12 protein-coding genes are annotated in these 12924 nt (G+C 61.0%); 9 read left to right on the forward strand and 3 right to left on the reverse strand.

What is annotated here, in order from left to right; genetic code table 11:
• Positions 1-4 precede the first annotated feature (4 nt).
• Both OIM99_RS15260 and OIM99_RS15265 read right to left on the reverse strand, forming a co-directional pair.
• Positions 5-1741, reverse strand: coding sequence for a thiamine pyrophosphate-requiring protein (locus OIM99_RS15260; RefSeq protein ID WP_311851279.1), 1737 nt, complete (start codon positions 1739-1741; stop codon positions 5-7).
• Between the two features lie 209 nt (positions 1742-1950).
• The gene (locus tag OIM99_RS15265; RefSeq protein WP_311851280.1) at positions 1951-2865 is read right to left on the reverse strand and encodes a LysR substrate-binding domain-containing protein; all 915 of its coding nucleotides are present in this window, start codon (positions 2863-2865) and stop codon (positions 1951-1953) included.
• 118 nt (positions 2866-2983) lie between these two features.
• Here OIM99_RS15265 and OIM99_RS15270 point away from each other — a divergent pair, with 118 nt between their 5' ends.
• The 7 genes from OIM99_RS15270 to OIM99_RS15300 all read left to right on the forward strand — a co-directional run bounded on the left by OIM99_RS15270 (position 2984) and on the right by OIM99_RS15300 (position 9691).
• Positions 2984-3775 (forward strand): SDR family NAD(P)-dependent oxidoreductase, encoded by a 792-nt coding sequence (locus OIM99_RS15270; RefSeq protein ID WP_311851281.1) that lies wholly within the window; start codon positions 2984-2986, stop codon positions 3773-3775.
• A gap of 11 nt (positions 3776-3786) precedes the next feature.
• Positions 3787-5220: an allantoinase AllB gene (allB, locus tag OIM99_RS15275; protein WP_311851282.1), complete on the forward strand. Its 1434-nt coding sequence runs from the start codon at positions 3787-3789 to the stop codon at positions 5218-5220.
• Positions 5217-6044: an ABC transporter ATP-binding protein gene (locus tag OIM99_RS15280; RefSeq protein WP_311851283.1), complete on the forward strand. Its 828-nt coding sequence runs from the start codon at positions 5217-5219 to the stop codon at positions 6042-6044. Before allB ends, OIM99_RS15280 begins: the two co-directional genes overlap by 4 nt.
• Positions 6041-6814: an ABC transporter permease gene (locus OIM99_RS15285; RefSeq protein ID WP_311851284.1), complete on the forward strand. Its 774-nt coding sequence runs from the start codon at positions 6041-6043 to the stop codon at positions 6812-6814. Before OIM99_RS15280 ends, OIM99_RS15285 begins: the two co-directional genes overlap by 4 nt.
• A gap of 24 nt (positions 6815-6838) precedes the next feature.
• On the forward strand, positions 6839-7867 hold the full coding sequence (locus OIM99_RS15290) for an ABC transporter substrate-binding protein (protein WP_311851285.1): 1029 nt from the start codon (positions 6839-6841) through the stop codon (positions 7865-7867).
• Positions 7868-7926: 59 nt separating this feature from the next.
• A complete protein-coding gene (locus OIM99_RS15295; protein WP_311851286.1) occupies positions 7927-8340 on the forward strand; it encodes a DUF3830 family protein in 414 nt (137 codons plus the stop codon).
• Positions 8341-8515: 175 nt separating this feature from the next.
• On the forward strand, positions 8516-9691 hold the full coding sequence (locus tag OIM99_RS15300; RefSeq protein ID WP_311851287.1) for an ABC transporter substrate-binding protein: 1176 nt from the start codon (positions 8516-8518) through the stop codon (positions 9689-9691).
• A 60-nt stretch (positions 9692-9751) separates the two neighbouring features.
• Here OIM99_RS15300 and OIM99_RS15305 read toward each other — a convergent pair whose 3' ends face one another.
• Positions 9752-11221 carry an aldehyde dehydrogenase family protein gene (locus tag OIM99_RS15305; RefSeq protein ID WP_311851288.1) on the reverse strand — a complete coding sequence of 490 codons (1470 nt, stop codon included), beginning with the start codon at positions 11219-11221 and terminating at the stop codon, positions 9752-9754.
• A gap of 216 nt (positions 11222-11437) precedes the next feature.
• Between OIM99_RS15305 and OIM99_RS15310 the strand changes: the two genes are divergently transcribed.
• Together OIM99_RS15310 and OIM99_RS15315 are read left to right on the forward strand one after the other, a co-directional pair.
• Positions 11438-11833: a RidA family protein gene (locus OIM99_RS15310; RefSeq protein ID WP_311851289.1), complete on the forward strand. Its 396-nt coding sequence runs from the start codon at positions 11438-11440 to the stop codon at positions 11831-11833.
• Positions 11834-11953: 120 nt separating this feature from the next.
• On the forward strand, positions 11954-12859 hold the full coding sequence (locus tag OIM99_RS15315; RefSeq protein WP_311851290.1) for a LysR family transcriptional regulator: 906 nt from the start codon (positions 11954-11956) through the stop codon (positions 12857-12859).
• Positions 12860-12924: the final 65 nt, after the last annotated feature.

Genomic DNA, 12924 nt, shown 5'->3' on the forward strand with positions numbered 1-12924 from the left:
AGGCTCAGCGCGTACCCGGCTGGGTGTGAACGTTGAGGACGACCGGGGTCCCCGAGCGCACCTTCTCCAGGGCCCGCCGCAAGGCATCTTCCAGCTTGCTCGGATCCTTGACGCTCTCGCCGTAGCCGCCGCAGGACTCGACCACTTTCTCGAAGTCGGGCGAGGGGTTCAGATCCTGCACCGGCATGACATTGGCCTTGGCGGCCGCGCCATCCGGATAGACCGCCAGGGTCGACATGCGCACCGCCAGCCACTGGTGATTGTTGGCGACGATCGTCAGGGTCGCCAACTTCTCAGAGCGGCCGACGAAATGCGTCGGCAGCGGATTGCCGAACATATAGGAGCCGTCGCCGACCGTGGCGATGACTTCGCGCTCCGGCGCGGCAAGCTTGAGGCCGAGCGCCGAACCGATGCCCGAGCCCAGGCCGCCGGCCAAGCCGACGGAAAAGAAGGTCTGCGGCGCCTCGAAATCGAGCCGGCCTGGGGTGGTGCCGAGCTCGTTCATGACGATGGCGTCCTTGGCCTTGGTCTTGTTGATGCAATAGGCCAGCCAGGCCGGATGGATCGGCGTGTGGTCCTTCATGGACAGAGCGAAGGCTTCGCGCTTGGCGACGGCTTCCTTGCGCGCGGCGATCACAGCCTTGCGACGCGCTTCCGCGGCCGCTTTGTCCGCACCGATCTTCTCGACCGCCTGGACCAGCATACGCAGGCCTGCGGTCGGATCGCCGGCGACCAACAGGTCGGTCTCGAACTCACGGAACGGATGACGGCTGACCAACGGATCGACCGACATGTGAATGACCTTGGCATGCGCCGCCGGCTGGATGTTCTTGGGGATCCACGGCACGCCGGAGTCGATGACAATAAGCAGATCGGCTTCCTTGAAGGACGCCGGCAGATCGAAGCCAGCGAACATCGGATGGTCGGTCTGCAAGTTGAGGTCGATCGGCGAGGGCTGCGCCACCGGAACCGAGAGCTTGTCGGCGAAATCGCTCAGCGCCGCCAGGGCTTCCGGGGTGCGCACGAACGCCGAGGTTATTACCATCGGGTTCTTCGCCTTGGCGATGAGCTGGGCCGCCTGGTCGATAGCCTCCTGAGCGGGGGCCGCGGCAATCGCGCCGAGCGGCCGGACGTTGTCGCGGCGCATCGGCACCGCTTCATCGGCCAGCACTTCGCGCGGCAGGCACATATAGACCGGGCCGCGCGGCTCGGTCATGGCGATGTCGAGGGCACGATCGACCAATGCGCCGACCGGCTGGCCGGCACGCAGTTCATATTCCCATTTGACGAATTCGCGGACCATGCCGCCCTGGTCGAAGGATTCCTGGCCCCAATGGATCACGCCATTGCGCGAGGCCTCATGGCCGGTCTCGGTAATCGGCGTGCGGCCAGCGCACAGCAGCACCGGAACGTTGTCGCGCGCCATGTTCATCAGGCCGCAGATCGTATTGGCGGTGCCGACGGTGACATGGACCATGACGGCGGCCGGCTTGCCGGCGAGGCGGTAGTAGCCATTGGCCATGGCCATGGCGACGTTTTCGTGCGGCACGGTGACGAAACGCGGGAATTTCTTGTTCTTGCGGGCGAGCGCTTCGATGATCGGCGCGAAATCCGTACCCGCATTGGCGAACACATATTCGATGCCGCGTTCGGCGAGGCGCGACAGGAAGGCTTCGGCGGTCATCTCGGCGGTGGCGGGAGCGGCGGCCGCGGCTGTCGGTTTGGTGAGGGTTTGGGTCACTGTTTCTTCCCGTGTTTGATTTGCCATGTTGGCAGAGTTGGTTGCCAGGATCTGCCCGTAAATCCTGCCGTGCTTGTTATTCGATATGGCGGGGGAATGTAAGCGCATGAGCTTTGGCAAAAAAGCAAAACGCCCGTACCGCCGATCTCATGAAAAACATGAGGCGATATATAAACACATCTGATTTTACTCGATAATGGATTTTTCGCCTAAATCGTCGGCAATGTCCGAAGCTGATCCATGCGGTGGGCGATCTGATCGGCGAACTTGGCGACCGCAACGGGCAGGGTGCGGCCTTTCAATTGGCCCAGCACCAAGGAGCCATGGGCCAAATCCCGATCGTCTATGGGCCGCGCGATAAGGCCTGAATCCGGCAAATCCTCCAGCGCACCCAATTCGATCTGCAACATCACGGCCTGGGTTCGCCGCACGTAATTGCGCAACAGCTCGAAGGAATTGGATTCCAATTGCACGTCGAACCGCGTCGAGACCGAGGCCAGGATGCTCTCCATGATCCGGCGGCCGGAAAAGCTCCGGTCGGCCAGGGCCAGCGGATAGGCGGTGCAGTCGCGCAGCCGGATCGTTTCCTTCTGCGCCAGCGGATGGCCGCTGGCGAAAATGGCCATCAGACGTTGACCGACAGACATCAACGGCTGGAAATCGTTGTGGCGCTCGGGCTGAAAGACCAAAGCCAGATCGGCTTCATAGTCGCGCAGCGCGGTGATGGCCCCGCCGTGATCGTTCACCACGGCCGAAAACCGAACCAGCGGATAGACGGCATTAAACTTTTCGATCTCGGCCGGCAGAAACGACACCGCCAGCGCCTGGCTACAGGCAATGCGGACCGAGCCACGCCGCAATCCCGATAGGTCCTCGATCTGGGAACGGGCGTGCTGGAGCGCCGCCGACTGCGAACGGATCCAATGGATGAGCATTTCACCCGCTGCGGTCAGCTTCACGCCGCTAGGCAGACGCTCGAACACTTCCGCACCCAGATCTTCCTCGACGTCCTGAATTCGGCGCTGCAAAGCGGAAGGGGTGATGTTCAACCGTTCGGCGGCCCGCCGGATCGAACCGCAACGCGCAGCCTCATCGACATATTGCCAGATCCGTACGTGGCGCATCGCAAGCCCGCTCCGCTGGAGGTGTGTACTTTTTCGTATCCAGCTTACACAAAATTGGCGTTCGATTGCATCAGCCATCTCGGGCACGTTCCGCCTTGCCAACGCAAGGAAGACTGCCATGGACCTCGGACTAGAGAATAAAGTCGTCGTGATCACCGGCCCAGCCAAAGGCATGGGCGCCGCGATCACACGGGCTTTCGGAGCGGAAGGCTGCCAGCTTTCCCTGCTTGGCCGGGACACGCAAGCCATTGAACCGGTTGCCGAAGAGGTTCGCGAAACCGGTCGTGAGGCGATCGTTCTGCCGTGCGATCTGACCGATGCGGCAAGCTGCGATGCCGCCGTCGAGGCCACCACGAAGGCTTTCGGCCGGATCGATATTCTGGTCAATGTCGCCGGCGGCTCGGGCCCGATCGGCAAGACCGGCGCGCAGACCACGCCCGACGAATTCGACGAAATCGTCACCCTCAACATGAACGGCTGCTTCCACACCATCCGGGCGGTCGCGCCGATCATGATGGAGCAGGGCGCCGGCAAGATCGTCAATGTCGGCGGCACGTTCGGCATGCGCGGCCGGGCCGGGCGGCTGGCCTATTCGGCCTCGAAATGGGGCCTGCGCGGCATCACCAAGAGCTTTGCCCTGGAACTCGGCCCGCACGGCATCAACGTCAATTGCGTCGCGCCCGGCATGGTCGACGGCGAACGGTTTCGCAGCAAAGTCGTCCCGGAAATGGCGCGCCGCCTCGGCATTTCCGACGAACAGGCGATCGAGCGTCACGCCGCCGATTACGCGCTGAAGCGCATCACCTTCGATAGCGACGTCGCCAACGCCTGCCTGTTCCTGGCGAGCGACGTCTCCCGCCAAGTCACCGGTCTCGACCTCCCGGTCGACGGTGGCTGGGCCATGCTTTGAGGAGGAAGACCATGAAAAAAGCTGATCTCGTCATCCACGGAGGCCGCGTCGTCTCCCCGGACTCTATCATTGAAGCCAGCATCGCCATCCGTGACGGCAAGATCCTGACGGTGGGCACCGCCGACGCGATGCCGGAGGCAACGGAAACCTTCGATGCCACCGGCCTGCACGTCCTGCCGGGCGCCATCGACGTCCACGTCCATTTCCGAGATCCCGGCTATCCGACCAAGGAAGATTGGGGCACCGGCACCGCCGGCGCGGCCTTCGGCGGCGTCACCACCGTTTTCGACATGCCCAACACCTTGCCGACGACGGCAACGCCTGATGCTCTCGCGCAGAAACATACGATCGCCAGTTCGCGCGCCCACATCGACTATGGCCTCTACGGCTTCCTCGGCGAAGACACGATCGGCAATGTCCAGGACATGGTCGAGGCCGGCGTCATCGGCTTCAAACTCTATATGGGGGAAACCTTCGGCCGCCTGCCGTCGCCCTCGACCGGCGCTATGCTGGAAGCCTTCGAGGTTGTCGCGGAAACCGGCAAGCGGATTTCCCTGCACGCCGAAACGGCCTCGATCATGTCACGGCGCGAGAGCCGTATGCGCGACACCGGCCGTTGCGATCCGATGGCCCACATTGCCGCGCGCCCGGCCATCGTCGCCGTCGAAGCGGTAAGCCGCGCCGCCGCGCTGGCCGAATGGACGGGCGCCCGCATTCACATCCTGCATATCTCCTCGGCCGAGGAACTGCGGCCGCTGGCCGAAGCGAAGGCACGCGGCGTCGACATCACCGGCGAAACCTGCCCGCATTATCTCTTCCTGTCGACCGACGACTATCGGCGCGTCGGCGGCGTCATCCGCATCAATCCGCCGGTGCGCGAGCCGCGCAATCAGGAACCGATTTGGTCGGCCCTGCAAAGCGGCCTAATCGACATGATCGCCACCGATCATTCGCCGCACACGCCCGAACAAAAAACCAGGAACGACATCTGGACCGTCGACTGCGGCTTCCCCGGCGTCGAAACCCAGATGCCGCTGATGCTGACCCAGGTCGCCCAGGGCCGCGCTTCGATCTGCGACTATGTTCGCTGGAGCGCCGCCAATCCGGCAAAACATTGGGGGCTCTATCCCCGTAAAGGCGTCATCCAAGCCGGCGCCGATGCCGACCTCGCCTTGGTCGATCTGAACCGCACCATGACGATCGACGATCAGGCGCTGCAGACCCGCTCCAAGATCACGCCGTGGAACGGCCGCACGATCACCGGTCTGCCGATCCACACCATCGTTCGCGGCCGGTTCGTCATGCGCGATCGTCAATTGATCGCCGACACCGCCGGATGGGGGCGATCGGTCCATTCCATCCAGAAGATGCCGCCGGCCAAGCCGCGCAACACGGAACTCACCATGCGCAACATCGTCAAACACGTGGAAGCACGACCGACATGAGCGACACGATCCGCCCATCGACTCCCCTGGTGTCCCTGCAAAATGTCATGCTGGCTTATGGCACTGCGCAACAGCGCCAGGTCATTCTCGACGAGACGGATTTGACGATCAACCAAGGCGACTTCGTTGCCTTGGTCGGCCCTTCGGGCTGCGGCAAGTCGACGATCCTGAAGCTGGTCAGCGGCCTGGTCCGCGCTACCTCAGGCGTCGTTCTTGTCAAGAACCGCGAGGTCGGCGCCACGCCCATTCGCATCGGTATGGCCTTCCAGAACCCGACCTTGCTGCCCTGGCTCACTATCCGCGACAACGTGATGATGCCGCTGAAGATCGTGCCGCCGTTCCGGCAGCAATTCAAAACGGAGCGGCATCGCGACTTTCGCCACCGGGTCGAGGCACTGTTGGCTCAGGTCGGCCTGGCCGGGCAGGGCGACAAACATCCCTGGCAACTTTCGGGCGGCATGTTGCAACGCGCCTCGCTGTGCCGCGCGCTCATTCACGAGCCCGAATTGCTGATGCTCGACGAACCTTTCGGCGCGCTCGATCAATTCACCCGCGAGGAACTCTGGTCGATCATGCAGGACCTGTGGATGACGCGCCGGCCGACGGTGCTGCTCGTCACCCACGATCTCAAAGAGGCAGGCTTTCTGGCCAACCGCATCTGCGTCATGCGGGCCAAACCGGGCCGTATCGTCGCGGAGCGCGACATCGATTTCCAGCGCCCGCGTTCGGTCGAAACGACCTTCACCCCCGAATTCACCACGCTCACCCATGACCTGCGCGCCGCGATCGTCGCCGTGCGCAACGCCACCAAGGAGGCTGCATGATGACCGCGTTACGCAGGCGATTTCTTTCCGGCGCCCTGATCGTCGGCTTCTTCCTGGCGTGGCAGGTGACATGTGCGGCCTTGAATGTCAGCGACATCGTTCTGCCTATGCCGAGCACGATCCTGGCGACCTTGATCCGGGATTTTCCGGCGATCTGGCCGCACGCCTTTCAGACCCTTTATACGACATTGCTCGGCTTCGCCCTCGCCATCGTTCTGGGCGTGCTGCTCGGCATTGTCGTCGGCTCATCCCGCGTCGCTTATGACGTGGCCAACCCACTCCTGGTCGGCTTCGCATCGGTTCCAAAGGTCGCCGTCGTGCCGATCTTCGTTTTGTGGTTCGGTGCCGGCACCGTGCCGGCGGTTTTGACCGCCATGGTGACGAGCGTCTTTCCCATCGTCGTTAATGTCGCCACGGGTCTGGCGACCACCGAGCCCGAACTCGAAGATTTCATGAGGACGCTGCACGCCACCAAGCTCGACCGCCTGCGCAATGTCGGCCTGCCGCGCACCATGCCGTATTTCTTCGCTTCGCTGAAAGTCGCCGTCACTTTGGCCTTCGTCGGCACCGTCATTTCGGAAACCGTCGCCTCGAACCGTGGCATCGGCAACGTCATGATGATCGCCAGTTCCAACTTCGACGTGCCGCTGGTCTTTGCCGGGCTTTTGATCCTCGCCGTTCTGGGCGTCGCCCTCTACGCCGTCTTTTCCATCGTCGAAGCGCGCACCACCGGCTGGGCCACGCGCGGCGTCGATCTCGCTTCTCTCTAAATGTCAAACAGAAGGAACATCGTTATGAAAAAGACGTTGTATGGTGCTGCCTGCGCATTCGCCTTGCTCGCCCCGTTGGTCACGACGGCCGCGCGCGCGGAAACAAAGATCAAAGTGGTCCTGAACTGGAAATATGAGGGGCCGCAGGGCATGTTCTTCCTGGCCGCCGATCGCGGCTATTTCAAAGCCGCCGGCCTCGACGTCACCTTCGATCAGGGGAACGGATCAGGCGCCGCCGTGCCGCTGGTCGCCAATGGCTCGTATGACATCGGCTTTGGCGACATTAACGCTCTGGTCGCCTTCGTCGCATCTAGGCCCGAAGCCGCCCCGGTCGCGGTGGCGGCGCTTTACAATCAGCCGCCCTTCGTCATCGCCATCAAGTCCGACAGTTCTTTCCGTGACCTCAAGGATCTGCAAGGCAAGACCATCGGAGGACCGACGAACGACGGCGCGTTGAAACTCTTTCCCGCTCTTTGCAAGGTCGCCAAGATCGATTGCGGGACGTTCAAGATCAGCAATATGCAGCCCAACCTGCGTGAACCCATGCTGATGCAGAACCAGATCGACGGTGCCTTCGGATATGTCAATACGATCCGTTTCGCCGCCAAGAACATGGGTGTCGATGCGGAAAAGCAACTGCGCTTCATCCGCTATGCCGATTACGGCATGAATCTCTATTCGAATTCGATCATCGTTTCGCGCAAATTGGTCACCGAAAATCCGGAAGCGGTCCGCGGCTTTTTGAACGCCCTGTTCAAGGGGATCAACGACGCGATCAAGGACCCGGATGCGGCGGTCCAATCGGTCGCCAAGCGCGAACCCCTGATCAAAGTGCCGCTCGAAAAGGAAAAGCTGCTGGCGACCATGGGGCAGGAGATGAGCGACCCGGAAATCGCCACTCTTGGCCTGGGCGCGGTCGATCCGCAGCGGCTGGCGAAATCCATCGACATCCTGGTCGAGGCGCAACAATTGCCGGCAACGCCCAAGGCTGATCAAATCTTCGACGCGTCGTTCTTGCCGCCGCTCGCCGAGCGACCGAAAGCGATGCGCTGACAATCATGCCACCAGCGATGCCCTCGCTGGTGGCGATACCTACCGAGAAGGAACTTCCCATGTCCGACGTTGTGATCTCCGCCGGCCCCTTCGTCTTCAACGCACGCTTTGAAACGGCGGCGGCGCCAAGGACGGTGGAGATTTTCAAACGCCTCATGCCCTACAAACAGGAGGTCATTCATGTCCGCTGGAGCGGCGAGGCGGTCTGGATTCCTCTCGGCGACACCGATCTCGGGCTCACTCCGGAAAATCAGACGAGCTATCCGGCACCCGGCCAGATTCTGGTCTATCCGGGCGGTATCAGCGAAACGGAAATCCTGTTGGGCTATGGCGGTGTTCGCTTTGCCAGCAAGGTCGGCCAGCTCGCCGGCAATCATTTCCTGACCATCACATCGCCGCTCGACGATCTCCCCAAGCTGGGAAAGCTCGTCCTGTGGAAAGGCGCTCAGCCCATACATTTCACCGCGGCCTGAAGGGCGGGGCTTAGTGAAGTCGCGCCGCTTGACATCCGACGACTGCCGCTATTTATTTTCGAAAATAATATAATCTTACGTTAGAGATGGCCTTTTTCTTTAAAAGGCCAGCGCGGCATGGCCAACTGGCCGGCGGAAGGGAATCTTGCGAAGCCAATGACTTAGGGAGGGTGTCATGAAGAAATCTGCTGTTCTCGGCATGATGTTGGGAAGTGTACTGTGGGTCGGCGGCGTTCAGGCACAAACACCCGTCAAAATCGGTTTCATCACAACGCTGTCCGGCCCCATCGGCTATGTCGGGGAAGACATGCGGGATGCCTTCCAACTGGCGATCGACTTGGAAGGGGGCAAGTTGGGCGGCGTGCCCGTTCAACTGGTGGTGGAAGACGACGCCCTGAAACCCGGGCAAGGCCACCAGATTGCCGATCGGCTGCTGAAATCCCAAAAAATCAAATTGTTTTCCGGCATCATCTTCTCGAACGTGGCGGTCGCCACCGTTCCCGACATTTTGGACGCCGGCGCCGTCTACGTCAGCCCCAATGCCGCGCCATCGAATTTCGCCGGCAAGGAGTGTCACAGGAACTATTTCGTGACGTCCTGGCAGAACGATTCACTGCACGAAAGTGCCGGGAGGAACGCGTCAAACCTCGGTTACAAGCGCGCTTTCATCCTGGCACCCAACTATCAGGCCGGCAAGGACGCGCTCGCTGGCTTCAAGCGCATGTTCAAAGGCGAAATCATCGGCGAGATCTACACGCGCCTCGATCAAACCGACTATGCCGCCGAACTGGCGCAAATTCGCGCCGCCAAGCCGGACGTCGTCTTTCATTTCCATCCAGGCGGCCTCGGCATCACCTTTACCCGCCAATATCAGCAGGCCGGATTGCTCCAGACCATCCCCATGGTCGTGCCTTCGCCCTCGATCGACGCGGTCATCCTGAAATCAATCGGTGAAGCCGCGGTCGGCGTCAACGCCACAACCCATTGGAATACGGATTTCGACAATCCCGCCAACAAACGCTTCATGGCGGAATGGATCAAGAAATTCGGCCCGGATCGCGTTCCCACTTATTACGCAGGCCAGTCGTTCGATACGGCGCTGGCAATCGGCGCGGCGCTGCGTGGGGTCAACGGCGATCTAAGCGACACGGAGAAGTTCCGGCAGGCCATGCTGAAAGCCGATTTCCAATCCATTCGTGGCCCTTTCAAATTTGGACCGAACCAGCATCCGGTTCAGGATTGGTACGCCACCAAGGTCGAGAAAGCAGCGGATGGGAAGCTGATCATTCAGACCAAGGAAAAAATCCTCAGCGACTACGGCGACGTCTACGCGAAAGACTGCAAGCTCTGACAGCTCTGAAAATGAATGTCGTGTCCAACTGGATGGACACGACATTCGTCCATCGCGATTTTATACGTGGCGGAGATGGCCATTGCAGAGATTGATCACCTTCTCCTCGGTGTAACTGAGAATCTCGCTCAGGCCTTCCTCCCGGCCGACACCTGAATTCTTAAAGCCGCCATAGGGCACGCCCCGGAAATGGGTGCCGACGCCATTGACCCAGATATAGCCGGCCTCAATGGCCTGGGAGACGCACAGCGCGCGGCCGATATCCTGCGTCCACACGGCGCCAGTCAGCCCTAGATCGACGGCATTGGCCATGGCGATAGCTTCAGCCTCGGTCTTGAACTTCAGAATCGACATGACCGGTCCGAAAATCTCTTCCTTGGCGATGCGCATGGACATGTTCACGTCACCAAAGACGGTCGGCTCGACCCAGTAACCGCGCTTGTACAGATCGCCCTTCGGCCGGCCGCCGCCGAGTAGGAGCTTGGCGCCTTCGCTTTTGCCGATGTCGATGTAGGATAGGACTTTCTTATATTGGCCTTGGTTGTTGATTGGCCCCATATTGGTATCCGCATCAAGCGGATGACCGATCTTGATGGCTTTGACACGCGCCAGGATTTTCTCCAGCACGGCGTCATAGATATCCTCGTGCAGGAGGATACGGCTCATCGAGCCGCAAGACTGGCCCTGCCAGCCAAAGTTCATGCCGCCGACCGAAGCCGCTGCGACCTGATCCATATCCGCATCAGGAAAGGCGATCAGCGGATTCTTGCCGCCCAGTTCGAGCGTGACATGTTTCACCGCCGTTTCCGCAGCGGCCTTCTGGATCGCCATACCTGAAGCCGCCGAACCGAGGAAAGCGATACGCTTCACCTTGGGGTGGCGCACCAGCGCTTCGCCGGTTTCGCGGCCACCGGTAACGATGTTGACGACGCCCGGCGGCAGGATCGCCGCGCAGAGTTCCGCCAGGATGGCGGCCGACAAGGGGCTTTGTTCCGATGGCTTGATGACCATCGTATTCCCCGTGACGATGGCTGGCGCGATGCGCGAGGCGGCAAAGCCAATCGGATGGTTGAAGGGAATGATCCGCCCAACGACGCCATAGGGCACGCGCAAGGTGAGGTGGATATTGCCCGGTGTGGCGGGAATGGTTTCGCCTTTGATCTCGTAAGCGAGACCGGCGGCAAAACGCATGCGCTCGACGGCCGTGAACACGTCCTGCCGCATCGGCCCGATCGTATTGCCGGTGTCGAGGGATTCGATACGGGCAAAATCTTCCGCCCTGGCGAGAATGGCGTCGGCCAATTGATTGACGTAGCTGGCGCGCTTTTCCATCGATAGAGCGGCCCAGGCCGGAAAAGCTTCCGCAGCGGCGGCCACCGCCGCGTCGATGTCCCGCTGGCTACCCAACGGTACGCGGCCGAGCTGTGTCTCATCGGCGGGATTGATCGATTCCAGCCAGCTGCCGTCCAGGCTGTCGACAAGCTTGCCACCAATCAGCATTTTGCCGGTAATGTCCTTCATGCCGTGCATGGGTGTCCTCCTGTGGTGTGGATTTCTGCATTATTTTTCCGAATTTATCGGCTTTAAAACCTATTTTCGCGCAGAAACGTAGATCGCTATATTATTTTGAATATAGAGATTCAAATAACCATCCATCATGAGTCCGATAGCCCTCCAAACCGGGTCGGCTGCCCGTCCTCCGAACTGGCGCGGTTCTCGCAATGGCGCGCGCTCCTGGAGGATTTCATGACAAGACTGGGCATCAATCCGCAGACCATCGCCAAACCGCTTGCCCGTTATAGCCACGGCGCCTTGCAAGGCCCCTGGCTTTTCTCCTCGGGGCAGCTCGGCGCGCATCCCGACGGCAGCATACCCGAGGATGTCGAGGCGCAATGCGTGCTCTGCTTCGAGAATCTGAAAGCCATCCTCGCGGACGCCGGCATGACCTTCGCCAACGTCATGCGCTTCAACGCCTATGTCATCGATCGGGCGTTTTTCCCCATCTATGGCAAGGTCAGGGACCAATATGTCGAAGGCAGCGACTTTGCCTCGACCCTGGTGATCGTCTCGGGCTTCACCCGGCCGGAGTTCAAGGTCGAAGTGGAGATCACCGCCTTCAAGGGCGATGTGCCTGAGGCCTAGGCCATCTGCTCAAAACTTAGCCACATCCGCTTGCGCTCCCATGCCCAAGGATTGGCCTGACGATTGCTTGAAAAGCAGGCGGCTCCCGGCCGCCTTTCACCCCGGGAGCAGGGGCCTTCGATGCTGCACGCACGCATGCTTTCCTATCTGGACGAAGTCGCGCGCTGCGGCTCGATCCGCAAAGCAGCCGCCAATCTCAACGTCGCCTCGACGGCGATCAATCGACAGATCATCGCGCTGGAACAGGAACTGGGCGAGCCGCTGTTCGAGCGCATGCCCCGGCGATTGAGATTGACGGCCGCCGGGGAAGTGCTGATCGAGCATGTCCGCGAAACGTTGAAGAGCTACGACCGTACACGCGGCCGGCTCGATGCGCTCAAAGGCACCAAGCAGGGCCATGTCTCCATCGCCACGACGCTGGGTCTCGCCGCCGGCCCGATCGCCAAGATCATTCACGAATATACGCAAGAGCACCCGCATGTTCGCATTGTCCTGCAAGGGCTCTTCGCCGACGGCATTCCCAATGCGGTGATCTCGGGCGATGTCGATCTCGGCCTCGGGTTCAATTTGCAGCGTAACGCAAAGCTGAAGACTCTGTTCGGTCTCGATGTGCCATTCGGCGCCGTCGTGGCGCCAAGCCATCCTTTGGCACAACGGGAAAAGGTGCGGCTGTCGGAAGCCGCCACCTATCCACTCGTTCTCGCCGAACAACGCATGAGCCTGCGTGCCCTGGTCGATCTCGCCCTGGCGCGCGTCTCCGTCACACCGCGGCCGATCGTCGAGACCAATTCGATCGAGCTGATGAAACAGTATGTGCACCTTGGCCAAGCGGTGACCTTTCTCAATCCGCTCGACGTGGCCGAGGATCGTCTTGCCGGCCGTCTTCGTTATCTGCCGATCGGCGAAACGCTGACGCAATCGATGACGTTGATTGCCCGTCATCGCGGCACGATCGATCCCGCGACCAGCCGTTTTGTTGAGCATTTGAAACGCTCGCTGACGCAGCTCACGGAGTCATATGCGTGAACTTGTGCCTGAGCCAGTGAGATCTTTTTGGCACCACACCGCGATCAATTCGATGCTTTTCAGGA

Origin of the sequence: Methylocella sp. CPCC 101449, from assembly GCF_031921685.1 — a bacterium.
Classification (GTDB): Bacteria; Pseudomonadota; Alphaproteobacteria; order Rhizobiales; family Beijerinckiaceae; genus Terripilifer.